Here is a 24257-nt window from a genome sequence, read left to right on the forward strand (position 1 = left end):
GTGGCACCGCTCCAGCGAGTTGGATTGGCCTGGCGGGCGGCCTCGTAAACCTCGGCTCGCTGCTGGCAAATGGCCTTGCTGCAACCCCAGCCCACGCCGTCACGCTTCAGAGTGGCTTTGCGGGTGACTATGCCCCGGCCAACTGGACCTTCAATGCCAATGGGGGCAGTGGATCCGTTAACACTACGGCGGCCCCTAGCTCGATCACGCTGACAGGCAATGATGCCGGGGGCACGAACATATTCACCAATTACATCACTACCGCAACCGCCGGCGGCCCAGTTAAATTCGACTGGGCTTATTCCTCAACAGACTCCGGCAACTACGATAGCTTCGGCTATCTCTTGAACGGCTTTTACACTCAACTTGCAGATAACGGTTCTCAGGGGAACGGCACAACTACATTCAACGTCGCGAGCGGCGATACATTCGGCTTCAGTGTTTTTTCATCAGATGGTGGTTTTGGCCCCGGCATCGCCACTGTCAGCAACTTCTCCGCGCCCATTCCAAGCCCCGCTCCCGCTTCCGTCCCTGGCCCTCTGCCCATTCTTGGCGTCGGGGCGGCCTTCGCCTACAGCCGCCGGCTGAGGCGCCGCATCAACCTGGCCAAAAGCCCAGTGAGCACCGATTCAGTGGCCGTCGAGCAGCTGTAATCCACACCTGCAATGCCCTTCAGCCCTGCCTCTGGCAGGGCTTTTTTTGTATTCACCCCCCAGCCAGCAGGTGGCAGGGGTTGATCACTCCGGCATGGAGAAGGGTCTGCTCCAACCAGTCGGCCAAACCAGCGGCATCCGAACCGGCCGACCTGCGCTCCTGCGGAGCCATCCCCCAGAGCCGGGCAGCCTGCCATTGCCGAACAACAGTTGAAGCAGCGCACCAGAATGAACCCAGCCACCGCAGCCGATGAACCGCTCCGCCGACTGGCTGCATCAGGCGCACTCCGATCTCGATCTGGCGGCGCTTTACATCCCCACCCGTTACCCCGATAGCCTTCCCGATGGAGCCCCGAGTGATCACTTCGGCAGGCTTCAAAGCGATGACGCCCAGCGCCATGCCCGTTCGATCGTTGACGCAATCACTACTGCGCTGGCCTGAGCCGGAGCTGGTGCTTCACCAGGTTGCCGGCTGGGCCGAACGGATGGCGGCGGAGCACCCCGGCCTGGAGCGGGTGGGCGTTTTCGGCAGCTACGGCCGCGGCGACGCCGGCGTGGGCAGCGACCTCGATCTGCTGTTGATCGATGCCGAGGCGTGCGGCCCCCAGCACCAGCGACTGCTGGCCTGGCCCCTGGCTGATCTGCCCCTGAGCTGCGATGCCCTGGTGTTCACTCCCGCCGAGCATGGCGAACTACTCGCCTCCGGCACCGCCATGGCCCGGGCACTGACCAGCGACAGCCGCTGGCTCTGGCAGCGCTGACCACCCCGCCAGTTTTCCCCTTCACCCCGCCCAGATTTCCTCCAGCTCCAGCACCAGAGCGGGAAAGTGGGGCGACCCATCCAGCCGGGTGGCAGCCCCGATCCGCCAGCCCTGCTTGCCATCGGCCAGCGGTCCCCACACTTCCGCGGTCCGCTCATCTGGGATCAGCAACCAGCCCAGCCGGGCGCCGTTGCGCTGGTAGGCGGCCATCTTCTGGCGCAATGCCGTGATCCCGCGCGGGCCGTCGTCCCTGGGACTCGCCAATTCCACCACCAGATCGGGGCAGAGCGGCGCGAAGCCCCGGCGCTCTGCCGCGCTGAGGGCCTGCCAGCGATCCAGGTCGACCAGCGAAACATCAGGACTGAGCACAGAGTTGTCCGGCAGGCGGAAACCGGTGGAGCTGTCGAACACCTTGCAGCCGCCGGCGGCACGCGCCCAGGCCTGAATCTGAAAGAGCAGGTTGGCGTTGCGGGCTCCTGTTTCGCTGCCGGTAGGAGTCATCGGGATCAGGGAGCCATCAGCGGCCAGCTCAAGCACGGCCTCAGGATTGGCCTGGCACAGCTCGGCGAACTGCTCTGGGGTGAGCCTCAGGCTGCCGCTGAGCGGAAGCGGCAGGGTAAGCGAGCCGCACGGTTGTTCCGGGATCAAAAGCCCAGGGCAGGGCAGCCTGGAGGAAAGCGGCGCCTCGCTACTGGCTGGGGCGAGCGTCATGTCCCTGCCGAAGGGTGGTCCAAGGCTAAGGCAGCAGCTCCAGGATCACATCATCGACTCGAGTCTTGAGGAAACGCTTCATCTGTTGGCCATCCCCGGGATGCGCGAGTCGATCCTGGAGGGAATGGCCACCTAAGCCTCCGAACTGAGCAGCAAACCAGGCTGGTGAGCTGGACCGTTTTATTCACCAAACAGGCTCAAAAGGATGCCTGCAAACTTGCCTCCGCGTCGCCTGCTCTAAAGCAGAAAGCCCAGGCCCTGCTTGATCTGTTGGCTGCTGATCCCTTCCAACAACCACCGCCCTACGAAGCCCTGGTGGGAGATCTCCGCGCATACTGCTCCAGGCGCATCAACATCCAACACCGGTTGGTATATCAAGTGCTGGAGGACTTGCGTGTGGTGAAGGTGTTACGGATGTGGACTCACTACGAAGAGGCGTGACTGGCTGGGGCGAGCGTCATGGCCCTGCCGAAGGGCAGCCCCCCTCACTTCACCCACACCACGCTGCAGCCAGCCCCCCCGTCGCCCTGCTCGGCATCGCTCACCCGCTCCACGTAGGGCACCGTTGCCAACCAGGCTCGCAGGCCACCCTTGAGCTTGCCCGTGCCGATGCCGTGAATAACCCACAGCGGGCCATTGGCGGCGCGCAGCCGTTCCTCCAGTTGGGCCTCCGCCTCATGCACCCGCAGGCCGCGCACATCAACGGTGTTGCGCTCACTGCGCACCTGCGGGCCCCGGCCGCCCAACCCCCGCTGCCCCTTCACCTGCACCCGCACCTCAGGGGGTGAGGGTTTTTCGCCATGGAGCCCCTCGATGCCGGCCAGCTCCAGGGTCAGCCGCATCACCCCACAGCGCACGGTGAGGTCCCGGCCGTCATCGGAGAGGGCCAGCACCTCGCCGGCCTTGCCCAGCGACAACAGCCGCACCCGGTCGCCAACGGCGGGCATCCAGCCGCGATGCTCGCGCCGCTCCGGGGTGGGGCGGTGCTGCTGCTCAAGCGATTTGAGCCGCTGGCCAGCCTGGCGGGCGGTTTCACCCAGGGCGGCGCTGCTGGCCTCTCCTCCATCGCGCCCCTGGCGCAGCCTCCTGATGATGCGCTTCACCTCGTTCTGTCCCTGACGAATCGAGCGCTCCAACTGCTGGCGCCGCTGTTCCTGTAGCTCGGCGCTCTGCTGGGTCTGCTGTTGCCAGCGCAGCAGCAGCTCCTCGTGCAACAGCTCGGTGCGGGCCAGCAGGGCAGCGGCCTCCTCGGCGGCCTCCTGCTGGCGTTGACGCTGATTTTCCAGGCCGGCGATCACCTGGTTCACCTCGCCCTCACCTAAGGGCTCCAGCTGGGCGGCGGCGAGCTCCAGCACCGGCTCCCCCAGCCCCAGCCGGCGGGCAATCGCCAACGCGTTGCTGCGACCCGGGATACCCCACTGCAGCCGGTAGTTGGGCGAGAGGGTGTCCACATCGAAGGCCACCGAAGCGTTCTCGAAGCGTGGATCGGCGTATTTGAGAGCTTTGAGCTCACCGAAGTGGGTAGTGGCGATCGTGAGCCGGGCCCGATCGGCCAGGTGCTTGAGCAGGGCCGTGGCCAGGGCCGAACCCTCGAGGGGATCGGTGCCAGCCCCCACCTCATCGAGCAGCACCAGGGAGGCGCCGCCAGCAGCGCCAGACCCAGGCAGAGCTTCGAGGATGCGGGCGATGCGGCGGATGTGGCCGCTGAAGGTGGAGAGGTTTTGTTGCAGCGATTGCTCATCGCCGATGTCGGCCAGCACCTGGCCGCACCAGGGCAGCCGCGGCGTGCCGCTGCAGGGCAGAAACAAGCCCGCCCGAGCCATAAGAGCCGCCAAGCCGACGCTTTTGAGAGTCACGGTTTTGCCGCCGGTGTTGGGGCCCGTGATCGCCACCACCCGCAGCTCCGCTGCCACCAGCAGGCTGACGGGCACCACCGCATGGCCGCCCTGACGCCGCTGCTGCCAAAGCAGCAGGGGGTGGCGCAGCTCCCGCAGCTCGAAGGGCGCGCTGGGGTCGTCTGCCAGCTCCGGGCGTACCGCCCCCAACCATTGCCCGTAGCGCGCCCGGGCCACCCCCGCATCCAGGCGCACCAGCACCTGCTGGAGTGCGGCCAGAGCTTCAGCCTCCTCGCCCACCTGGGCGCTCAGGGCCGTCAGCACGGCCCGCTCCAGTTCGCGCTCGCGCCCCTCCAGGTCCCGTATGCGATTGCCCAGGGCAATCACCGCCTGGGGTTCGATAAACACCGTTTGTCCAGAAGCGGAGCTGTCGTGCACCAGCCCCGGCAACTGAGCGGCAGCGCCAGCCTTTACAGCCAGCACGGGACGGCCGTTGCGCTCCGAGATCACCGTGTCCTGGAGCATGACGCCGCAGCGGCGCATCAGCTCCTGCAGTCGATCACGCCGATCTGAGCGGGCCCCAAGCAGCTGGCGCCGCAATTCCTCCAGGGGCGGACTGGCCCGATCCGCCACCCGGCCGCCCTCTTCAAGGCAAAAATGCAGCCGCTGCTCCAGCTCCGGCAGGGTGCGCAGCTCTGCCACCAGGGCCGTACATACGGGCCGCAGCTGGGGATCGTCGATCTGGCGCCGCAGCCGGCGGGCCGCAGCCAGGGTGGTAGCCAGGGCCAGCAACTCCTCGCCCGGAGCCGTGCCGCCCTTGGCGCAGAGGGTCACCAGCGCCGCGATATCGGCAACTCCCTGGAAACTCAATCCCCCCTCCAGCAGCCCGTCGAGGCCGAGAAGCTCGGTGGTTTCAGCTAGCAGGCTGCGGCTGGCAGCGAGGCAAGCGGGCAGGGCCAGCTCCAGGCACGCACAGCGGCCCGGAGCTGTGCTGGCGAAGCTGGCCAGCTGCTCAGCGAGCCGGGGCCACTCAAGCAGCTCCAGGGCCTCCTGCTGAATTGGGGCCAATGGGGCGGTGACGTCGATCACCCGGGCAGGTTGGAGGGGATGCCGCCAGGGGGCTCGTAGAGCATCTCGAGCCAGTTGCCTTCCGGGTCTTGGAGATAGAAGCTGGCAGTTCCGTCACGGTGGTCATGCACCGGGCCGCAGGAGCGGCCGGCCGCCACAAGCTGGGCGTGCACCGCATCCACCTCTGAGCGGTCGCGGAAATGGAAAGCAAAATGGGGCCCGGCAGCTTTGTAACTAGGGCTGAGCAGGGCCAAGCCCGTGCCGGCCCCAGGCCACTGCAGATAGGCCCAATCGGGGGCATCCCAGCAGAGCTGCAGGCCCAGGGAGACATAGAAGGCCTTAGCCCGCTCCATGTCCTGCACCCGCAGTGCCACATGGCCAAGATGATGGGCTGCGTTAGGAGTCATATCAACTGAACCATGTGAGTTCATTGTGGGCTACAGAACCGGATCATGAGGATCTGCTCGAGCTTCACCACCGAGACCATCCAGGCAGTACCAGCCAAGGTGAAGAGGGGAATATCAGATAGCTGATGTCACTAGCCTTGGCGCAGCCACTGCGCCGCATCGCAGGCGTGATAAGTAAGGATCAAATTAGCCCCAGCCCGCTTAAAGCAAAGCAGGGTTTCAAGCACCACGGCCCGCTCATCAATCCAGCCCTTTTCAGCGGCGGCCTTCACCATGGCGTATTCACCGCTCACGTTATAAGCCGCAATTGGCAGCTCGGTTTCGCCACGCAGACGGTAGATGATGTCTAAGTAGGCAAGGCCAGGCTTCACCATCAAAATGTCAGCTCCCTCCTGTTCATCGAGCAGGGCTTCGGTGAGCGCTTCACGTCCGTTGGACGGATCCATTTGATAGGTTGATTTATCATTTGGGATTGGCTTGCCCGCACCAACCCGAGGAGCCGAATCAAGGGCTTCGCGGAAGGGACCGTAATAAGCAGAAGAGTATTTAGCTGTATAGCTAATAATGCCGATATGCTCAAATCCCTCCTCATCGAGGGCTTCACGGATGGCCCCAACTCGTCCATCCATCATGTCGCTGGGGCCGATCAAATCCGCCCCGGCCCGAGCTTGGGCCACGGCCTGGCGGCAGAGGATCGCCACCGTTTCATCGTTGAGCACTACCCCCTCTTCGCTGACGATGCCGTCATGGCCATCGCAGGAGTAGGGATCGAGGGCCACGTCCGTCATGATCGCCATGCCCGGGTGCACCTCCTTAAGCCGGCGAATAGCTCGGGGAATCAGGCCGCCTTCGTTGAAGCATTCGGCGCCATCTTCGGTTTTAAGTCCATCGGCCACCTTGGGAAACAGCACAACGCAGCGGATGCCCAAGTCCCAAGCGCGGCCCACCTCCTGCACCAAGCCTTCGAGGCTCCAGCGCTTCGCGCCTGGCATGGCGCCGATTGGCTCGTTCGTGGTCCCTTCGTGCACGAACAACGGATAGATAAAATCGGCTGCACTCAGGTGATGCTCCCGCACCAGCGCCCGCAAAGCCGGGGTGCGGCGCAATCGGCGGGGACGGTAGGTGAGCTCCATGAAAACGGCCTGGCTGGCGCGGATCCTAGAGACGGGCCGCCTGAATCCAGCCAGAGCGGGGATCAGCGCTGCGGGCGGCACGCAACTGCTCCAGCAGCTGGAGCTCCTCGGCGCTGAGCTGGTCGGGCAACTTGAGCACCGGCGTAAGCAGCAGGTCGCCGCGGCCGTCCTTGAGGGGCCAGCCCTTGCCCTTGAGCCGCAGGCTGCGGCCCAGGGTCATGCCAGGTGGCACTTGCACGGAGGCCTCACCGTCGGGGGTCGCCACCCGCACCTCACCGCCAAGGGCCAATTCATCGAGGCTGAGGGGCAGCTCAGCGCGCAGCTGGTCGCCATCAAGCTTCCACACCGAATGGTCCTGCAACTGCAAATTGAGGTAGAGGTCGCCGCGGCGGCCGGTGCCGGGCTGCAGGTTGCCCTTGCCCTTGAGCCGCAGGCGGCTGCCGTGCTTCACACCGGGCGGGATGCGCACCTGCACCCGCTCGTCGTTGACGGCCAAAGTGCGCTCGGAGCCGCGGAAGGCATCGGCAAAGGAAAGACTGATGCTGGCTTCGGCATCGAGATTGATCGGGGCGCCACGCCCGCCGCCTGGCATGCCGCCAGCAAAGCCGCCAGGAAAGCCTGAACTGAAACCGAAACCTCCCGGGGCGCCGCCGGGGGAGGGGCCACCAAAACGACCCAGCAGATCGTTGATGAAGTCGTCGAAGTTGCCGTAGCGGCCGAAATCAACGTCCACGCCGCCACTGGTCGAGCCACCGCCCGCCTGGCTCCAGTACTGGCCAAATTGCTCGTAGCGCCGGCGTTTATCTGGATCGGAGAGCACTTCATAGGCCTCGCTCACCTCTTTGAACTTGGCCTCTGCCCCCGCATCACCGGGGTTCACATCCGGGTGGTACTGGCGGGCCAGCTTGCGAAAGGCGCGCTTGATGGCGTCGGCATCAGCGCCACGCTCAACCCCGAGCACATTGAAGTAGTCGCGGAAGCCGTTCGCGCTCATCGACCCCTAAACCACCGCACCAACCCAGTGTCTCAGCCGCTGGGAACTTCTGCTGGGCCAAGGAAGGGCGGAAGGCCGAACGCGGCGGCACGGCGATCGGCTCTGTTTTGCCCACACAGTCTGGAAAAAGCAAACAGCGAAACTAGTTTGAATTTTTGTTTTTGGAAGCTGATGCCCCGGTTTGGCTCCCTGCGCTCCGGCCTGCTGATTGCCGTGAGCACAGTGCTGCTTGGCTTTACGGCCACTGCCAGCGCCGGTAGCAGGGTCAACTCTTCCAGCAGCTCCACCACTGCCACCTTGGGGGAGGCCCTTGCTGCTTCGACCCCGGAGCAAAAAGCGCTCAGCGCCCATCTGCGCGCCAAGGGAGCTGTTTTTTATGGCGCCTGGTGGTGCCCGGCCTGCTTCCAGCAAAAAAACCTGTTTGGCAAGGAAGGCGGCAATTCCCTGCCCTACGTGGAGTGCGACAAAACTGACGCTGGCCGCAGCCGCTGCATGGCCGCCCAGATTCGGGCTTTCCCCACCTGGGACCTGGCGGGCAAGAAGCGCCGCGAAGGTGTACAAACCATTGAAGAACTGAAAGTGTGGAGCGGCTTCAAAGCAGGCGCCGCTCAAGGAAGCAAGCCTTGAAGCCTGCGTTGTCCGGTCGAGGTAGTGGATCCCTAAGCCCAATGCTCAGAATAATCCTGGTCTTCTTGGTTGCGAATCAGGCACAAGATTGCCGGGCGGCGGACTGAACCTGAAGCGTTGCTGCTCCCAGGCTGCCAACAACGCCGCCAAGGCCACCAGTGCAAGCAGGACGATGCCCAGAGACAGGCCCGGGCGCCTCGATCGGGAGCGCCGCTGACGCCGGGGCGTCTGGGCTGCCCCCAGCGGCCTGGCGCAACGGCCACACACCAGACGTCCAGCCAGGCTGCGATCCGCCTTAACCGACCAGCTGCCGCAGTTGGGACAGGCCATCGCTCCGGCGAGCTGCAATGGGAAGGGCCCTTCCAGGCCCCATGGATCATTTGGGTGATAAGGCTGATCTCACCCCATCTCCCTTAAAGGGTCAGGCGGCCACGGGGGCGGTCTGACGGGAGAAACGAACGATGTTATTCGCTGTTACGGATTTGCTCTTACCGAGCAGGCTTCAGTCACCCTCCTTATACCCCGTCGAAACCATTGCAGCCCCGAGATGGGGGAATGGAGCTGAGCGGAATCGAACCGCTGTCCGAAGCACTGGTGTGAGCCACCTAGTCAGGTCGAAACCGGACTGGTCCATTGTGGCAGCAAGCAAGGGCCGACGCAGGGGTGGGCATCACCGAACCAAATGGCACATCAATCAGCGGAATAGCGGTTGTGCCACCGGGCCTCGAAGACGCCGCGGCTACTGAGCTCACGGCCTTGGGCTGCCAAGCCGTAGCACGCCTACGCCGGGCCGTGCGCTTCCAAACAGACCTGGCTGGCTACTACCGGCTGCACCTGCAAGCCCGCCTGCCCTTCCGGCTCCTGCTGGAACTGGCTCAATTTCCCTGCCGCAGCAAGGACGAGCTCTACGACGGTGTGCAGCGCGCCGTCGACTGGAGCCGCTGGCTGCCTCCTGGTGCCACCTTCCGGGTCGATGCCACCGGCAGCGCCCCTGGCCTCAACCACAGTCACTACAGCGCCCTGCAGGTCAAAAATGCCCTGGTGGATCTGCAGCGCCAGCAGTGGGGCGCCCGCTCCTCCGTTGACCTAGACAATCCCGACCTCTCCATCCACCTGCACCTGGGCGGCGGCGAAGCAGCCCTGAGCCTCGATGGCAGCGGCGGCAGCTTGCACCGCCGCGGCTACCGGGCCGCCATGGGCCTGGCCCCGCTCAAGGAAAACCTCGCCGCCGGCCTGATCGCCCTCACCGGCTGGGATGGCTCGGTGCCCCTAGCCGACCCCCTTTGCGGCTCCGGCACCCTGCTAATTGAGGCGGCCTGCCTGGCCCTGGGCCGGGCGCCTGGTCTGGGCCGCCACTTCGCCCTGGAGCGCTGGCCAAAGTTCGACTCCCAGCTCTGGCAGCAAGAGCGGCAAGCGGCCAGCGACCTGGCCCGAGAGACCCTCCCCAGTGGAGCAGCCCTGGCGCCCATCGTTGGCCGGGAGCAGGATCCCGGCGTGCTTGATCAAGCCCACAGCAACGCTGAGGCTGCCGGCATCGCAAGTGCCCTGGAGCTGAGCCTGGGCGACTGCCGCGACTTCCTGCCTCCGCCAGGGCCAGGAATCCTGGTGTGCAACCCGCCCTATGGCGAGCGCGTCGGCGAGCGTGAGGGCCTGGAGCCTCTCTACGCCGACCTGGGCCGCATGGTGAAGGAGCGTTGCGGCGGCTGGAGCCTGTGGCTGCTCAGCGGCAACCCGGAGCTCACCGGCGCCCTCAAAATGAAGGCCAGCCGCCGCATCCCAATCAGCAACGGCGGCATCGATTGCCGTTGGCTGCACTACGAGGTGCGCTAACGACCCAAGATCGCTCGGGTGGTTTTACTTAGGCCGGCGGTGGTTTCCGGTAGGTAGGGGCCCTTGAGCAGCTGGCCGCCCACCCGCAGAAAAATCCCAGCCAGCACCAGGTTCAGGGCCGCCACAGCCAGGGCGGCATGGATCCAGCTCAGCCCCTGGGCCGCGTGCAGCCCCAGCAGCAAAGCCAGCTCGGCGCCGATCAGGGCCAGCAGCATTAGGGCTAGGCCGCCGCTGAGCAGCAGGGCCCCACTGATCAAGCGCCGCTTCTCCCGATCCACCTCCTGCAGGGCAATGCGCACGTGCAGGTCCATCACCGAGGTCAGCAGAGCGCCAACCCGGCCCGCCGCCACCCGGGCCGGGCCTGGCGAGTTTGGATCCTTCATGACGAACGCCGGCCCGAGGCAAGCAGCAGACCCAGCAGCACTCCCACTCCAGTGGCGATGCCGATCGCCAGCAGTGGACGCTCCCGCACCGGCTTCTCAATGCGAGGCCTCAGGGTGGTGTTTAGTTCATCGAGCAGGTTTTCCAGCTGGGCCTCCAAGGGCGCCAGGTTGTCTGCCAAGCGGCTGGTCTGATCCCCGGCCACCTCGAGGAGATCGAGCAGCTGGTCCTTCACCGCATTGGCGGTGCGGCCGGTTTGGCTGGCAATCACCTCAACCACTTCATCAAAACTGCCCCGAGTGGCCTCCAAGGTCTGACGTGCAACGGCGGGCCACTCACGCTGAATGGTGGGAATCAGGGCTTCAAAACGGTCGCGGAAGCCCTCTGGGCTGGCGGCGCGGGGAGGCGTTTCAGCATTCATGGCGAAGGGGGCGACAACCCAGCTAAGCCACAAGGTAAGGAGGGGGTTGAGCTTTCGAAAGCCTCCGCTACATTTCTCCTGCTCGGCGCACGGGCCTGTTGGTTCACATCAATCAGGTCGAGCTCACCCATTTCAAGTCCTTTGGCGGCTCGATCACGATCCCGCTGGAAGAAGGCTTCACGGTGGTCACGGGCCCCAACGGCTCCGGCAAGAGCAACATCCTTGATGGGGTGTTGTTTTGTTTGGGCCTGGCCAGCAGCCGCGGCATGCGGGCAGATCGCCTGCCCGATCTGATCAATAGCGCCATGCTGCGCGAAGGCAAGGCCGCCGAAACCTCGGTGAGCGTGCGCTTTGACCTAAGCGAGTGGCAACCCGACCAGGCCGAAGCTGGACTGGAGCCGCCAGAAGAAGGGCCCTGGATCAAGCCTGGTCAACAGGAGTGGACCGTGAGCCGGCGTCTGCGGGTTGCCCCCGGCGGCACCTATGCCAGCAGCTTCAGCGCCGATGGCGTGAGCTGCAATCTGCAGCAGCTGCAAAGTCAGCTGCGGCGCCTGCGGGTGGATCCCGAAGGCAGCAATGTGGTGATGCAGGGCGATGTAACGCGGATCGTCTCGATGAGCGCCCGGGACCGCCGCGCCATCATCGATGAGCTAGCCGGGGTGGCTTTGTTCGATAGCCGCATCGAACAAAGCCGCGGCAAGCTTGACGAGGTGCAGGAGCGTCAGGAGCGCTGCTCAATCGTGCAACAGGAGCTGCTCAGCTCCCGCCAGAAACTTGAGCGCGACTGCGCTAAGGCCCGCACCTATCAAGACCTGCGCCAGCGCCTCCACAACGGCCGCCTGCAGGAGCAGGTGCTGGCCTTTGAAGCGGCCCAGGCGAACCAGGCTGCCCTGCTGCAACGCAGCGCCAGCCTCGCCAGTCAGCAACAGACTGAACGCCAAGCGATCAGCGAAGCTGAAACGGGGCTAGCTGCCGCCGCCACGGTGCTTGAGCAGCTCCAGGCCGAGGTCAAGGCCCTCGGTGAAGACCAACTGCTCGCCGTGCAGGCAGAGCTGGCCGGTCTGGAAGCCAGTGGCCGCGAATTGACCCGCCAGGCAGGCAAGCACCAGCTAGATGCTGAGGCCCTGCAGCGCCAGCGCCACGAGCTGGCCCGCACCCAGGGCGAGCTGCGCCAGCAGCAGCAGGCCCTCGAGGCCAGTTCCGACCAAGCCGCTCTCAATGACGCTGAAGCCGGCTGCCGCGCTGCCGAAGCCGCCGTGGAGCTATCGCGCCGCCGGCTCGGCGAGGTGGCAGGGCGCTCCAGCAGCTGGCTTGAGGAGCAGAAACAGCGCAGCCGCGCCCGCCAGCAGCTGGGCGAGCAGATCAGCCCCCTGGAAGCTGAGCGGCAACAATTGCAGGAGCGGCTGCGGCAGCACCAGGAGCGCCTGGCCGAGCTCGGCGCCGAAGAACAGCAGGAGGGGGCCAGCAATCGCAATGCCCAGGAGCAACTGGGGGCCACCGAAAGCGCCTGGCAGCAGGTGCTGGAGGCCACCCGAGCAGAGCAGCAGCAGGTGCAGGAGCTGGCCGAAGCCCTGGCCCTGCAGCAGCGCACCCGCAGCCGGCTGGAGCAGGAGCAAACCCAGCTAGAGCGCGAGATCGCCCGGCTGGACAGCCGCCGCGAAACCCTGCAGGAAAGCCGCGGCACCGGCGCCCTACGGGTGCTGCTGGAGGATGGTATGGACGGCATCCACGGGCCGGTGGCCCAGCTCGGCGAAGTGGAGGAGCGGGTGCGCCTGGCGCTGGAAGTGGCCGCCGGCGGCCGCCTCGGCCAGGTGGTGGTCGACGACGACCGCATCGCCGCCCGGGCGATCGAGCTGCTCAAGAGCCGCCGCGCCGGCCGGCTCACCTTCCTGCCGCTCAACAAGATTCGGGGGGGCTCCGGTGGTAGTGGCGGCGCCGCCCTGCAACGGGGTGGCGGCGCGGGCAGCGGTGGGCTGGTGGGCAAGGCAGTGGATCTGGTGGGTTACGAACCCGTCTACGCCGAGGTGTTCCGCTATGTCTTCGGCGACACCCTGGTGTTCGACAACCTGGCCAATGCCAGACGCGAACTGGGCCGCTGCCGGGCCGTGACCCTCGATGGCGAACTGCTGGAGAAGAGCGGCGCCATGACCGGCGGCAGCCTGCAACAGCGGGGCAGCCAGCTCAGCTTCGGCCGCAGCCAGGACGGCGACGAAGCCGAGCCCCTGCGCCAGCGCTTGCTGGAGCTGGGCGAGAGCCTGCTGGCCTGCCGCCGCAAGGAAGCCGAGCTGGGCCAGCGGCTCGAAGCCCTACGCCCCCGGCTGCTGGAGCACCAGCAGCGCCAGGCGGGCCTGGAGGCCGAGCGCAGCGCCGCCCAGCGGGCCCTGGCCCCCCAACTGCAACGCCAGCAGCAGCTGGGCAGCCGCCTGGGCCAACTGCAGCAGGCCTTGCAGAGCGATCTGCAACGCCAGCAGCAACTTGAATCCCTGCTGTTGCCCCTGCAGCAGCAACGAATCACCATGGAAGAGGCCGAAGCCGCATTGCAGTCCTCCGGCGACGCGGCCCGCTGGCAGGGTCTACAGAGCGAGCTGGAAGCTGCCGACACCGCCCTGACCTCGGCCCGCAGCCAGCGTGATGGGCTGCTGGCAGCCCGGCGCGAGCGAGCACTGGCCGCCGAGCGCCTCAGCAACCAGCTCGAGGCCCTGAGCGCCGATGAGCAGCGGTTGGTGGCCGCTGTAAACACCCTGGTGGCGGAGCGCGCCCGCTGGAAAGAGCAGCACCAGGCTGATCAAGAGCGGCGCAGCACCTTGGCAGCCGAACAGCAGCAGCTGCAAACCCGCTTTGGCGAAAGCCGCCGCACCCGCGATGCCGCCGAAGCTCAGCTGGCCGCCCAGCGCCAGGTGCTGCAACAGCGTCAATGGGAACTGCAACGCCTCGGTGAGGAGATCGAATCGCTGGCCGAACAGCAGCGCGGCGACCAGCTGCGCCTCGCCCAACTGGAACGGGAACTGCCCGAGCCCCTGCCGGAGATCCCCGAGGAGGTGCGGCAGGCGGGTCTGGAGGCCCTGCAGGCGGAGCTGCGCAGCCTGCAAGCCCGGATGGAAGCCCTCGAGCCGGTGAACATGCTCGCCCTCGAGGAGCTTGAGCAGCTGGAAACCCGCCTGGCGGAACTAGAGGAGCGGCTCGAAGTGCTCAGCAAGGAGCGCGAAGAGCTGCTGCTACGCATCGAAACCGTGGCCACCCTGCGCCAGGAGGCCTTCCTTGAAGCCTTCACAGCAGTGGATGGCCACTTCCGCACAATCTTTGAAGGGCTATCCGATGGCGAGGGGCACCTGCAGCTGGAAAACCCGGAAGCACCCCTTGAAGGTGGTCTCACCCTGGTGGCCCACCCCAAGGGCAAGGCGGTGCGGCGCCTCAACTCCATGAGTGGCGGCGAGAAATCGCTCACGGCGCTGAGCTTCCTTTTTGCCCTGCAGCGCTTCCGCCCTTCGCCCTTCTACGCCTTAGATGAGGTCGACAGCTTCCTCGACGGCGTCAACGTGGAGCGTCTCGCCGCCCTGATTGCCGGCCAGGCAGACCAAGCCCAATTCATGGTGGTGAGCCACCGGCGCCCGATGATCGCCGCCGCCACCCGCACCATTGGCGTCACCCAGGCCCGGGGCGCCCACACCCAGGTGGTCGGGTTACCGCCCGCCGCCTGAACCGCCCCCCTTCCCCAGCGAACCAGGTGAGCCACAATGGGCCGACTGGGCCACGGGTACGACCCTTTCATTGACCTCCTCCATCCCCCCTTCCGCTGATACCGGGGCAGCCGCTGCCGCCCCGAGTGATCGCCTCTGGTTGCGCTCCGAGCTGATGGGCACCCAGGTGATCACCCGCGACACCGGCCGCCGGCTAGGCTTGGTCGGCGAGGTGGTGGTGGACATCGATCGACGCGAAGTAGTGGCGCTTGGCCTGCGAGATAACCCCCTCACCCGCTTCCTGCCTGGTCTGCCCCGCTGGATGCCCCTCGATCGGATCCGTCAGGTGGGCGATGTGATCCTGGTTGATTCCGCCGACTCCCTAGCCGAAGGCTTCAATCCCGACCGCTACAGCAAGGTGATCAACTGCCAGGTGATCACCGAAGCGGGCGACCAGCTGGGCCGGGTGCTGGGCTTCAGCTTTGACATCGAAACCGGTGAGCTGGCCACCATGGTGATCGGAGCCCTGGGAATCCCCCTTTTAGGTGAAGGGGTGCTGAGCACCTGGGAACTCACGGTTGAAGAGATTGTCAGCAGTGGTCCGGATCGGATCATTGTTTACGAGGGCGCCGAAGACAAGCTCAAGCAGTTGGGCTCCGGGCTGCTGGAGAAGCTTGGTATTGGTGGGCCGAGCTGGGAACAGGAGGAGCGGGATCGCTATCGCACCGGCATGGTGCCCGTGGAAAACCAACTGGCGGCGGGGCAGCCAGCGGTACAAGAACAGCGCCGTATCCAGCCGGCCACCAGCAAGGTATTCGAGTCCGATGAAGAGTTTGATTACGTCGAACTCGACGAGCAGCGCCAACGGGAACCCCTGCGCCAGCGCCGCTACCTCGACGAGGAGGAGAGCCGCTACGAGCAAACCCGTTACGACGAACTCCCAGCAGAACCCCGCCGCCGGCCACTGCAGGCCGAACCCCTGCCCAGGCAGGAACGACCTCTAGATGCTCGACCAATAGAACCTCGACCTATAGAGCGGCGGCCAGCCCCCACGCCCTACCGCGAACCGCTTGATGTGGATGCTGAAGACTTGCCTAGCAACGACCTAGGAGATCCCTGGTAAAAAATCCCCTCAGCTCGCCTTGAAGGCCAGGGACGCCGAATTGACACAGTGGCGCTGACCGGTTGGGGCCGGGCCGTCGTTAAAAACGTGGCCAAGGTGGGCGTCGCAATTGGCGCAGCGAATCTCAGTGCGCACCATGCCGTGGGCGGTATCGGTATGGGTGCTGATAGCAGCAGGGCTTACCCCATCCCAGAAACTGGGCCAGCCCGTACCGGAATCAAACTTGGTGGTGCTGCTGTACAGCTCGGCATCGCAGCAGATGCAGTGGTAACTGCCATTGCCCTTCTGGTTCCAGTAGGCGCCGCTGAAGGCACGCTCGGTGCCGCCCTGGCGGGCAACCCGGAACTGCTCAGGCGTTAGCTGCTGGCGCCACTGCTCCTCGCTGGCCCCGCGGGCCAAGCCACTGTCGAGGCCGCAGGCTGAAGGGTCGGAAGAACTAGCAGCCATCGAACTCAGCGAAAATCAGCCGCCAGCCTAGGCAGCTCAGTTGGGAGATCTCAGCTCAGGGGCATTCAGCTCAGGGGGCAGTAGCTCCTGCACCAGGGCAGCCAGGCTGGCCACCGCCCCCGGCTGGCCCCGCAGGCTGCGCAGATCGGTGCGCATCTGCTCCAGTCGCCCCGGTGCCGCCAGCCAGTCGGCTGCTTCGGCGGCGATGGCCTCAGGGGTGATCGCCCCAACCCGCTCCGGCACTACCAGGCGGCCAGCGGCAATGTTGGGAGAGGCCAGAAAGCCCCGGTGGCGCAGCCGCCAGGCCGTTATTAGCACCCCAAACAGCCAGCGCAGCAGGGGCAACCGCCCCAGCAATCCGGCCAGTCCATCCCAGGCCTGCATGACGTGCAGGTGCTGGGTTGGCACCAGCACCAGCATCGGCACCCCTAGTGCCGCCAGCTCCGCGGTGTTGGCGCCCACGGTGGTGAGGGCCAGGGAGCACTGGCTCAAGCTGCCGTAAGCCGGATTCTCCCGAACCAGCCGAATCCTGGTGCCAGCTGGCGTCTCAAGTAGATCCGGAGCCAGCAGGCGGGGCTTACCCGACCGGTAGGTACGGGCGATCGGATTAGCGGGGCCTGCCTGAGTCAGCAGCTCCTCCACCGCAGTGGTAGGTGCCAAGGGCAACAGAAAGCGACAGCCAGGACGCAGGGCCGCTAGCCGATCGGCCGTCTCCAGCAAAAACGGCATGCCCACGCGCAACTTGGCCCGCTTCGAGCCCGGCAGCAGCGCCAACCACTCCCCTGCCGGCAAGGGCGCCTCACTGCGGGCCGACTCCGAGAGGTCTGCCATCAGGTCACCCACCACCGTGCAGCGGGATGCCCAACGCGGTGCCAACTGGTCAGCAGCCAGGGGCCCCATGGCTGCGATGCGATCATTCCAGCGGGGCCAGCGGGCCACCCATTCCGCATAGGTGAGATGGCGGTAACCAAGCCGTGCCGAGAGCAACACGGTCCAAAACTGATCACCACCTAAAAACACCACCAGTCCCTGGCGGGGCCAGGGGCCAAACCGCTGGGGACGCAGCAGCAGCGACCAGAATTGACGCGCCGGCACGATGCGCTCAAACAGGCTCCAGGCGGCTGCAGCTCGATGCTCCTGTCCCGTGCCGTTTGGACAGGGCACAAGCAGCAATTTGAGGCAGCAGGCTGCGGCAGGCACCTCAGGCCGCAGCGGCATCTGGCGATGCAGGCGCTGGGCGAGGGGACGAACCCAGGTGGATAGCTCTCCGGGGCCGTTGCTGACAAGCACGATCGCTGCCGAGGGCGGGATCGATTCGGGCAAGGCCTGGATGGCTCGAATTAAAAAATGCGGATGACGAGACTTGAACTCGTAAGGCCGAAGCCACACGCCCCTCAAACGTGCGTGTCTACCAATTCCACCACATCCGCATGTGGTTCGGATCGCAGGGCGAACCGGTGCGAGCAATATACCCATCGCCGGCACCAGAACCCTCTAAGGAAGCTGTCCAGGCGACACTGATACAGTCCATTTTGGCCCATATCAGCTGAGACGCCGCGGATGCCCATCGGCAAGCTGCTGATCGCCAACCGTGGCGAAATAGCCCTACGCATCCTGCGCACCTGCCAGGAGCTGGGCATTCCCACCGTGGCCGTCTACAGCACGGTGGATAAAAACGCCCTGCATGTGCAGCTCGCCGACGAAGCCGTATGCGTTGGCGAAGCACCTAGTAGCAAGAGCTACCTCCATATCCCCAATATTCTGGCGGCGGCCACCTCCCGGGGTGCTGACGCAATCCACCCCGGCTACGGCTTCCTAGCCGAAAACGACCGTTTCGCCGAGATCTGCGCCGACCACGGCATCACTTTCGTGGGTCCCTCCCCCGAAGCCATCCGCTCGATGGGAGATAAGTCGACCGCTAAGGCCACCATGGAACGGGTGGGAGTGCCCACCATCCCCGGCAGTGCCGGCTTGCTGGCCAGCCCCGCCGCCGCTGCTCGCCTGGCCGAATCGATGGGCTACCCGGTGATGATCAAAGCCACCGCTGGCGGCGGCGGCCGCGGCATGCGCCTGGTGCCTGGGCCCGATCAACTCGAGAGTCTGTTCAAAGCGGCCCAGGGGGAAGCGGAGGCAGCCTTCGGCAACCCTGGCCTCTATATGGAGAAATTCATCGACCGGCCCCGGCACGTGGAAGTGCAGGTGCTGGCCGATCGCCACGGCAACGTGGTGCACCTGGGCGAGCGCGACTGCTCGATCCAACGCCGCCACCAGAAACTGCTGGAAGAGGCCCCCAGCGTGGCCATCAACGCCGATCTGCGCCGCCAGATGGGCGATGCCGCCGTGGCCGCCGCCCGCACCATCGGCTATGAGGGCGCCGGCACCGTGGAATTCCTGGTGGACCGCAGTGGCGCGTTCTATTTCATGGAGATGAACACCCGCATCCAGGTGGAGCACCCGGTCACCGAGATGGTTACCGGCGTCGACCTGATCGCCGAGCAGTTGCGTATTGCCGGTGGCGAACCTATCTCGATTACTCAGGACCAGGTAAAGCTCTGCGGGCACGCCATCGAAGCGCGCATTAACGCCGAAGACCCCCGCCAAAACTTCCGGCCCGCCCCAGGCAAAATCACCGGCTGGCTACCTCCTGGCGGCCCCGGGGTGCGGGTAGACAGCCACGTCTACACCGGCTACGAGATCCCGCCCTTCTACGACTCCTTGATCGGCAAGGTGATCGTCTGGGGCACCGACCGCCCCCACGCCCTTAGGCGGCTGCGCCGGGCCCTGTCGGAATGCGCAGTCACCGGCATTCCCACCACCATCGACTTTCACCTGCAATTGCTGGATCGCCCCGAATTCCAGGCGGGCGACGTGCACACCAAATTTGTGGAGCAGGACATGCTCCCTCAAAAGGGCAGCTGAGCCGGATCTGAGTTCAACCGATTGCGGCGCTCTGGGCCCGAAACAACACCTGGCTGACAAGCCCCTGCTGCCCCACCAAAATTTCCCGCACCAGGCTAAGCAGGCCGACCCACACCACCGGCGTCACATCAACACCACCGATCGGTTTGATCAGGCGACGGGTGAGGGCCAGCAGGGGCTCGGTAGGGGCTCCGATCAAGCGCATCACCCCACGGCTCAGATCAATCTGGGGGTACCAGGTGAGCACGATGCGGAACAGAAAAAGCAAGGTCCAAAGCGCCAGGCCCAGGGCCAGTACTAGGTGCAGGCCGGACAACAGCGGCAGCCAGGACTGGGAGAAGAAGGTGGCGGCCGTCACAAAGCTCTAAGTAGCTGGGCTAACAGCGTAGGAAGCCGCCACCACTGCCTAGGATCGCCCCACGAATTAAGCCGGAGAGCTGTTTCTGCCATGACACCATCGCTAGCCAATTTTCTGACCAGCCTGCTTGCCGGCGCTGTGATTGTGGTGGTGCCCATCACTATCGGACTGGTGCTGATCAGCCAGAACGACCAGCTCGATCGCCGTCTTTGATCTATTGGCAGCTCAGGAGCGCCAAGTCTCTGGGTGCTTGGGCTCAACTGCCTACACTGGCTAAACGCTCTGTCGGGTGAAATACCGTGGTTAATGCCAGCCTAAATTGGGCCAGCATCGTGGGCATAGTGCTTGCGGTGGGCGGTGCATTGCTTTATTTCATGCGGAGCTTTAAGCCCGCCCTAGCTCGCGACTATGACGTCTTTTTCGCCGCAGTAGGCCTGCTCTGCGGCGGCATCCTGTTTTTTCAGGGCTGGCGCCTCGATCCCATCCTGCAATTCGGCCAGTTTCTGCTCGCTGGCACCACAGTCTTTTTCGCCTATGAAAGTGTGCGCCTGCGGGGGGTTACCACCGAGCAAGCGCGGCGGTCGTCCTACTTCGACGACGACGAACCCATGCCCGAACCCGGGCCCTACAAGCCCCGAATGGGAGGACGCGCCTGGGGCGAGGGCTCAGCAGATCGCTTTGACGAGCCTGAGCCGCTGCGACGCCGCATCCCCTCCCGCGGCGAAGGCGATGCGGCAGATGAGGACGACTTTTATCGAGCCCCCCGCCCTAGCAGTCGCGCCGCCATTCCTGAGCGAGCTGCCAGCCGCCGCCCGGCCCAGGAAGACTGGGCACCCCAAAGCTCCAGCAGGCCCAGTGCTGATTTCGGTGCCCGCCGGCGCGATCGAGACGCCGCTGCAGAACCACGGCGCGGCAGCAGACCGGCCGCAGCCACTGAAGCGATGCCTCGCTCCAGCCGCAGGCCCGCTGCCAGCTCACCAGAAGTGCCAAGGGCTTCTCAACCAACGGGTGTGCCCCAAGGCTCACCGATTAGCGCTGCTACCCCTGCCAGCGGCAGAACCAATCGCCCTGCAGCAAGCGATATCAGTGATGCAGATTTCACGCCAGTGAAACCGGCAGGTCGCCCCGAACCCAGCCCCCGAGGCAACAGCCTCCGGGACAACAGCTCCCGCTTCGACGACTGAAGCGTCTCGCTGCCAACAGATTGGGGCTCGTAATAGCGCCAGCCCTGCTGCTGATTTTCCAGAGCTTGCTCTTTAGCGGCTGCTCAAGCGGCTCATGGCTGGCCCGCCGTAGCGCCGGCCAGATTGGCATGTTCAACAACAGCAGCCGTCAGGAACCCGCCCTCAGCGGCCAGGGCCGATTTCTTGCCTCAGTGGTTGATCGGGGCGGCAAGGCCACCCTGCTCTTGCAGGAGCAGCCCAGCGGCCGAATCGTGCCCCTGCGCCATTTCCAAAACCACCAGCCCCACAGCTCCCCCTCCCTGAGCTGGAACGGTCGTTATGTGGCGGCCCTGGTGCAACAGGGCAACCAAAGACTGGCCTTGATCGAAGACCGGGCCAGCGGCAACCTGCACCGGCTACCCCTGCCAGCAGACCGCACCGCAGTGCGCCTAAGCCTGTCCCCGGAAGCACGCCAGCTGGCGGTGCAGGTGTCCCAGGCTGGCCAGTGGCGCGTGCAGCTGTTTGACCTGCGCAGCCTGCTTGAGCCCGACCTGCCCGGCGGCATCGCCGTTCAGGGGGGCGGAGCAGATCCCTCGCCATGAGGAGCTCGCTACCAAATAGAGCCATCGCAGCAGCAGCAACCACCTTGCTGCTGGGCGGCTGCCTTGCCCCCATGCCGCAGCCAATAGTCCCTCTCAACTCCCGCCTGGAGGCACTTGGAGCCAACCGAGATCCAAGCCTCTCAGGGCGTTGGCTGGCCTTAATCAGCGGTCGGGGCGGCCGCGAGCAAGTGCTGCTGCTTGATCTAGAGCGCCAGCAGCCCGTCGCCCTGCCGGCCCTCAACCGGGTTGGTGCCCAGCCGGTGAGCGTCAGCGTCGACGCCGCAGGAGAGAAAATTGCCCTGGTGCGGCAACTAGACGGGCGCACCGAATTGGTGCTCTACCGGCGCTCAGCGCAAAGCCTGCAACCAATCGCCATGGTCCCCAGCGGCGTTGCCCACCAAGTGCAGCTGCAGGCCGATGGTCGCCAGCTGGCTGTGCAGGTGAGCCGGGGCGGGATCTGGCAGGTGGATCTTGTGCAGATCCCCTAGACCTCGCCTCGCTCAGGGCACCAGACCCGCCCAACGCAGAAAGGTCTGGCCGCTCAGGGCTTCGATCAGCAGCACGGCAACAAAACCGACCATGGCAAAGCGGCCGTTAACCCGCTCGGCGTAGCCGCTCCAACCAAAGGCCGGCACTTCGCCTGTTGTTGCACTAGTTGCTGTACTAGTTGTTGGGCTTATTTCTGGGCTCTGGTCGGGGCTTGGTTCACTCATGGTGTCAGGGAGGTGATCAGGCGTGGCGGCCCACGTCATAGCCGGCCGCGGGCAGCAGCCGCCAGTTGCCGCTGCCATCGAGCTCCAGCACGGTGTCGTGGAAGGCGGTGAGGGTGGGCCGATGACCGACGCTGACAAAAGCCATTTCCCGCTCAGCTAGCAGGGCATAAAGGTGACGCTCCGTTGCCACATCAAGAGCGCTGGTGGCCTCATCTAGGACAACAAAACTTGGTGAATTGAGCAGCAGGCGGGCAAAGGCCAGCCGCTGCTGTTCGCCTAGAGAAAGCAGGCGGGGCCAATCCTGAATGATGTCGAGATCGGGATAGCGCTTAACCAGCTCGGGCAACCGCACCTGCTCCAAAACATGGCGCAGTTGCTCGTCGTTGAAGCGATCGGGCTGCAGCGGATAGCAGAGCTGCTCCCGCAGGCTGCCAAGCAGCATGTAGGGCTTTTGGGGAATAAACAGCAGATCTCCCTCCTTGGGCCGTTCCACCCGTCCAGCGGCAGGGGGCCACAGCCCACTCACCATGCGCAGGAAGGAGGTCTTGCCACAACCGGAGGGGCCCACAACCAGCAAACGCTGCTGGCGATTCACCTCAAGGCTGAGATCTCGAATCAGGGTGCGGTTGGTGCGGGGCGGCACCAAATCGACATGGCTTACCAGGATTGAATTACCGCTGCGATCTGTAGTTGTGGCGGCCAATTGGGCTGCCAGCGCAGCAGCCTCGATGCCGATTGAATCAACCTTGCCCTGAAAACCCTCAAGTCGGCTGATCGAAGCGGAGAATGCTGCTAGCCGATCAATATTATTGACGATATAACTGACCGAAAAGAGCACTTGGCTAAAAGCAATACTGGCCTGCCCGAACACTCCGAAATCTACCTCCTTAGCGAAATAAATGGGCGCAATCACCAGCCATGGCAGAAAGCGCGAAAAATAATCATAGGAGCGCTGAATTACACTGATAAGCGCTTCCCAGATGATTAGGCGATCGTAATTCCTAATCGCGCCATCCAAGCGCCTGCCCGCCTCACGACCCTCCTGCTGTTCGCCTCGATAGAAAGCAATAGATTCAGCATTATCGCGAATATGAACAAGCCCATAACGAAAATCAGCCTCCAGCTTGAGTTGTTGATAGTTTAAATTCACCAGCTTGCGACTGGCGAATACTATCAGAGCAGTGCCTCCAACCGAATAGACAAGCAGCACTAGAGCTAGCCTGTCGCTAATAGTCCATAGGACGATTATAAAGCTTACGAAAGTGAGTAGGGCAGCAATTATCTCAACCGTGACACTAAGACTAGTACCCGTAAAACTGGCAGCATCCTGTGAAATCCGCTGGTCTGGGTTGTCAATCTCCTCGATCGACTCATCATTTGGATTGAGTACGTAATAAGCGCGATTAGAGAGATATCGACTTAGCAGACGGCCACTCAGCCACTCCCGCCACAGCAGGCCAAGCTTGGGTATCAAATAACTCTGAATCGCCCTGATCGGCAGGGCTATTACTAGGCAAAAGGCATAGATTGCAACGATCTTCCAAAATTCCTCAGCCTTATACCCCACTAGGGCATTTTCAATATTGCGAGCGACATAACTGATGCCCACATTAATGCCATTAATAACCAGAATAAGTAGGGTTATTACCCCCATCAACAGCCAGGGTAACCAGCGGCCATGGCGCAACTTGCCGCGGAACGCCACAAAACAGCCCAGCCCTCCGGCCAGTAACACCATCAGCAGCGGACCGATCGGGCTGCTCCAAATCACAGCTACCTGCTCGGGCACCCCGGGAAGAAAACGGCTGCGCAGTTCGGGGATCAAGGCCCCGGTGAGGGCCAACACCCCAGTGAGCAGCAAAAAGGTGCTGCCTACCACCACCGCTAGCAGCGCTGCCACCAGCAGCAGAAATTGCCAGCTCTTGGTGTCGTCAACCGGCAGGAAATAGGGCTGGGCTAGGCGCTGCAACTTGGCCAGTTGACCGCGAAGAGCCTTGAAGGGGTTCATGGAGCAGGTCGGATCAAGTCATTGTCGCGGGCCCGCGGTCAGCCCGGGGGCCAGGCCAGCGGACGCCCACCAAGCACGTGCACATGCAGGTGAAACACGGTCTGCCCCGCATCCACGCCGCTGTTGATCACGGTGCGAAACGAATCAAGACCCTCCTGCTTAGCCACCCGGGCAGCCACCAGCAACAGGTGGCCCAGCAGGGCCTCCTGTCCCTCGCTGGCAGCTGAAAGCTGGGCGATCGGCTGGCGCGGAATCACAAGCACATGCACAGGCGCTTGGGGCGTTACGTCGCGGAAAGCTAGGCAGTGCTCGTCCGCATACACCTGATCGCAGGGGATCTCACCGCGCAGGATGCGCCCAAAGGTCGTGTCTTGACTCACAAGGGCATGGGGGTGGGACAGCGGTGGCACTAACGAGGTAGTGGGC

The 24257-nt window shown here is 64.5% G+C and carries 26 protein-coding genes and 1 tRNA gene; 13 read left to right on the plus strand and 14 right to left on the minus strand.

Going from position 1 to position 24257, the window contains the following annotated elements:
• From AC01FP_RS09575 to AC01FP_RS09585, 3 genes are all read left to right on the plus strand, one after another.
• A partial coding sequence (locus AC01FP_RS09575) for a hypothetical protein (RefSeq protein WP_474479830.1) occupies nt 1-653 on the plus strand: 653 nt, incomplete at its 5' end.
• Between the two features lie 250 nt (nt 654-903).
• Entirely contained in the window at nt 904-1095 is a 192-nt protein-coding gene (locus AC01FP_RS09580; RefSeq protein ID WP_474479831.1) for a hypothetical protein, read from the plus strand.
• Nucleotides 1067-1414: a nucleotidyltransferase domain-containing protein gene (locus AC01FP_RS09585; protein ID WP_474479832.1), complete on the plus strand. Its 348-nt coding sequence runs from the start codon at nt 1067-1069 to the stop codon at nt 1412-1414. The genes AC01FP_RS09580 and AC01FP_RS09585 overlap by 29 nt, the downstream gene beginning before the upstream one ends.
• Before the next feature lie 21 nt (nt 1415-1435).
• On the opposite strand, the gene AC01FP_RS09590 is transcribed toward AC01FP_RS09585, so the two are convergent.
• The gene (locus AC01FP_RS09590) at nt 1436-2125 is read right to left on the minus strand and encodes a Uma2 family endonuclease (protein WP_474479833.1); all 690 of its coding nucleotides are present in this window, start codon (nt 2123-2125) and stop codon (nt 1436-1438) included.
• Nucleotides 2126-2290: 165 nt separating this feature from the next.
• On the opposite strand from AC01FP_RS09590, the gene AC01FP_RS09595 reads away from it, so the two are divergent.
• Complete coding sequence (locus tag AC01FP_RS09595) at nt 2291-2566, plus strand: Txe/YoeB family addiction module toxin (RefSeq protein WP_474479834.1); 276 nt, start codon at nt 2291-2293, stop codon at nt 2564-2566.
• Between the two features lie 44 nt (nt 2567-2610).
• Here the strand turns inward: AC01FP_RS09595 and AC01FP_RS09600 are convergent, their stop codons facing one another.
• From AC01FP_RS09600 to AC01FP_RS09615, 4 genes are all read right to left on the minus strand, one after another.
• Entirely contained in the window at nt 2611-5049 is a 2439-nt protein-coding gene (locus AC01FP_RS09600; protein WP_474479835.1) for an endonuclease MutS2, read from the minus strand.
• On the minus strand, nt 5046-5435 hold the full coding sequence (locus AC01FP_RS09605) for a VOC family protein (RefSeq protein ID WP_474479836.1): 390 nt from the start codon (nt 5433-5435) through the stop codon (nt 5046-5048). Before AC01FP_RS09605 ends, AC01FP_RS09600 begins: the two co-directional genes overlap by 4 nt.
• Before the next feature lie 131 nt (nt 5436-5566).
• On the minus strand, nt 5567-6568 hold the full coding sequence (hemB, locus tag AC01FP_RS09610) for a porphobilinogen synthase (protein ID WP_474479837.1): 1002 nt from the start codon (nt 6566-6568) through the stop codon (nt 5567-5569).
• 25 nt (nt 6569-6593) lie between these two features.
• Complete coding sequence (locus AC01FP_RS09615) at nt 6594-7562, minus strand: DnaJ C-terminal domain-containing protein (RefSeq protein WP_474479838.1); 969 nt, start codon at nt 7560-7562, stop codon at nt 6594-6596.
• A 171-nt stretch (nt 7563-7733) separates the two neighbouring features.
• On the opposite strand from AC01FP_RS09615, the gene AC01FP_RS09620 reads away from it, so the two are divergent.
• Together AC01FP_RS09620 and AC01FP_RS09625 are read left to right on the plus strand one after the other, a co-directional pair.
• Nucleotides 7734-8189 carry a hypothetical protein gene (locus AC01FP_RS09620; protein WP_474479839.1) on the plus strand — a complete coding sequence of 152 codons (456 nt, stop codon included), beginning with the start codon at nt 7734-7736 and terminating at the stop codon, nt 8187-8189.
• Nucleotides 8190-8852: 663 nt separating this feature from the next.
• Nucleotides 8853-10019: a THUMP domain-containing class I SAM-dependent RNA methyltransferase gene (locus tag AC01FP_RS09625; RefSeq protein ID WP_474479840.1), complete on the plus strand. Its 1167-nt coding sequence runs from the start codon at nt 8853-8855 to the stop codon at nt 10017-10019.
• On the opposite strand, the gene AC01FP_RS09630 is transcribed toward AC01FP_RS09625, so the two are convergent.
• A complete protein-coding gene (locus tag AC01FP_RS09630; RefSeq protein WP_474479841.1) occupies nt 10016-10402 on the minus strand; it encodes a phage holin family protein in 387 nt (128 codons plus the stop codon). The two genes, AC01FP_RS09625 and AC01FP_RS09630, sit on opposite strands and share 4 nt — an antisense overlap.
• On the minus strand, nt 10399-10821 hold the full coding sequence (locus AC01FP_RS09635) for a glycine zipper domain-containing protein (RefSeq protein WP_474479842.1): 423 nt from the start codon (nt 10819-10821) through the stop codon (nt 10399-10401). Before AC01FP_RS09635 ends, AC01FP_RS09630 begins: the two co-directional genes overlap by 4 nt.
• A gap of 98 nt (nt 10822-10919) precedes the next feature.
• On the opposite strand from AC01FP_RS09635, the gene smc reads away from it, so the two are divergent.
• Together smc and AC01FP_RS09645 are read left to right on the plus strand one after the other, a co-directional pair.
• Nucleotides 10920-14519 carry a chromosome segregation protein SMC gene (gene smc, locus AC01FP_RS09640; RefSeq protein WP_474479843.1) on the plus strand — a complete coding sequence of 1200 codons (3600 nt, stop codon included), beginning with the start codon at nt 10920-10922 and terminating at the stop codon, nt 14517-14519.
• Nucleotides 14520-14589: 70 nt separating this feature from the next.
• A complete protein-coding gene (locus AC01FP_RS09645; RefSeq protein ID WP_474479844.1) occupies nt 14590-15621 on the plus strand; it encodes a PRC-barrel domain-containing protein in 1032 nt (343 codons plus the stop codon).
• Nucleotides 15622-15630: 9 nt separating this feature from the next.
• On the opposite strand, the gene msrB is transcribed toward AC01FP_RS09645, so the two are convergent.
• The 3 genes from msrB to AC01FP_RS09660 all read right to left on the minus strand — a co-directional run bounded on the left by msrB (nt 15631) and on the right by AC01FP_RS09660 (nt 17498).
• Nucleotides 15631-16068, minus strand: coding sequence for a peptide-methionine (R)-S-oxide reductase MsrB (gene msrB / locus AC01FP_RS09650; protein WP_474479845.1), 438 nt, complete (start codon nt 16066-16068; stop codon nt 15631-15633).
• Between the two features lie 36 nt (nt 16069-16104).
• Nucleotides 16105-17400 (minus strand): glycosyltransferase family protein, encoded by a 1296-nt coding sequence (locus tag AC01FP_RS09655; protein ID WP_474479861.1) that lies wholly within the window; start codon nt 17398-17400, stop codon nt 16105-16107.
• Between the two features lie 16 nt (nt 17401-17416).
• Nucleotides 17417-17498, minus strand: a tRNA-Leu gene (locus AC01FP_RS09660).
• A gap of 130 nt (nt 17499-17628) precedes the next feature.
• Here AC01FP_RS09660 and accC point away from each other — a divergent pair.
• Nucleotides 17629-18987 (plus strand): acetyl-CoA carboxylase biotin carboxylase subunit, encoded by a 1359-nt coding sequence (accC, locus tag AC01FP_RS09665; RefSeq protein ID WP_474479846.1) that lies wholly within the window; start codon nt 17629-17631, stop codon nt 18985-18987.
• Between the two features lie 13 nt (nt 18988-19000).
• On the opposite strand, the gene AC01FP_RS09670 is transcribed toward accC, so the two are convergent.
• A complete protein-coding gene (locus AC01FP_RS09670; protein WP_474479847.1) occupies nt 19001-19345 on the minus strand; it encodes a YggT family protein in 345 nt (114 codons plus the stop codon).
• Nucleotides 19346-19435: 90 nt separating this feature from the next.
• Between AC01FP_RS09670 and psbX the strand changes: the two genes are divergently transcribed.
• The 4 genes from psbX to AC01FP_RS09690 all read left to right on the plus strand — a co-directional run bounded on the left by psbX (nt 19436) and on the right by AC01FP_RS09690 (nt 21598).
• Nucleotides 19436-19558, plus strand: coding sequence for a photosystem II reaction center X protein (gene psbX, locus AC01FP_RS09675; protein ID WP_106632598.1), 123 nt, complete (start codon nt 19436-19438; stop codon nt 19556-19558).
• A gap of 86 nt (nt 19559-19644) precedes the next feature.
• Nucleotides 19645-20529 (plus strand): Ycf66 family protein, encoded by an 885-nt coding sequence (locus AC01FP_RS09680; protein WP_474479848.1) that lies wholly within the window; start codon nt 19645-19647, stop codon nt 20527-20529.
• Nucleotides 20530-20549: 20 nt separating this feature from the next.
• Nucleotides 20550-21110, plus strand: coding sequence for a TolB-like translocation protein (locus AC01FP_RS09685; protein WP_474479849.1), 561 nt, complete (start codon nt 20550-20552; stop codon nt 21108-21110).
• 71 nt (nt 21111-21181) lie between these two features.
• Nucleotides 21182-21598: a TolB family protein gene (locus tag AC01FP_RS09690; RefSeq protein WP_474479850.1), complete on the plus strand. Its 417-nt coding sequence runs from the start codon at nt 21182-21184 to the stop codon at nt 21596-21598.
• 12 nt (nt 21599-21610) lie between these two features.
• Here AC01FP_RS09690 and AC01FP_RS09695 read toward each other — a convergent pair whose 3' ends face one another.
• From AC01FP_RS09695 to AC01FP_RS09705, 3 genes are read right to left on the minus strand one after another with little or no spacing between them, the layout of a single operon-like run.
• Nucleotides 21611-21823 carry a chlorophyll a/b-binding protein gene (locus AC01FP_RS09695; RefSeq protein WP_474479851.1) on the minus strand — a complete coding sequence of 71 codons (213 nt, stop codon included), beginning with the start codon at nt 21821-21823 and terminating at the stop codon, nt 21611-21613.
• A 16-nt stretch (nt 21824-21839) separates the two neighbouring features.
• On the minus strand, nt 21840-23831 hold the full coding sequence (locus AC01FP_RS09700; RefSeq protein WP_474479852.1) for an ABC transporter ATP-binding protein/permease: 1992 nt from the start codon (nt 23829-23831) through the stop codon (nt 21840-21842).
• 38 nt (nt 23832-23869) lie between these two features.
• Nucleotides 23870-24211, minus strand: a complete 342-nt coding sequence (locus AC01FP_RS09705) for a histidine triad nucleotide-binding protein (protein WP_474479853.1) — start codon at nt 24209-24211, stop codon at nt 23870-23872.
• Between the last annotated feature and the right edge of the window lie 46 nt (nt 24212-24257).

This window comes from Cyanobium sp. NIVA-CYA 375 (assembly GCF_056108345.1).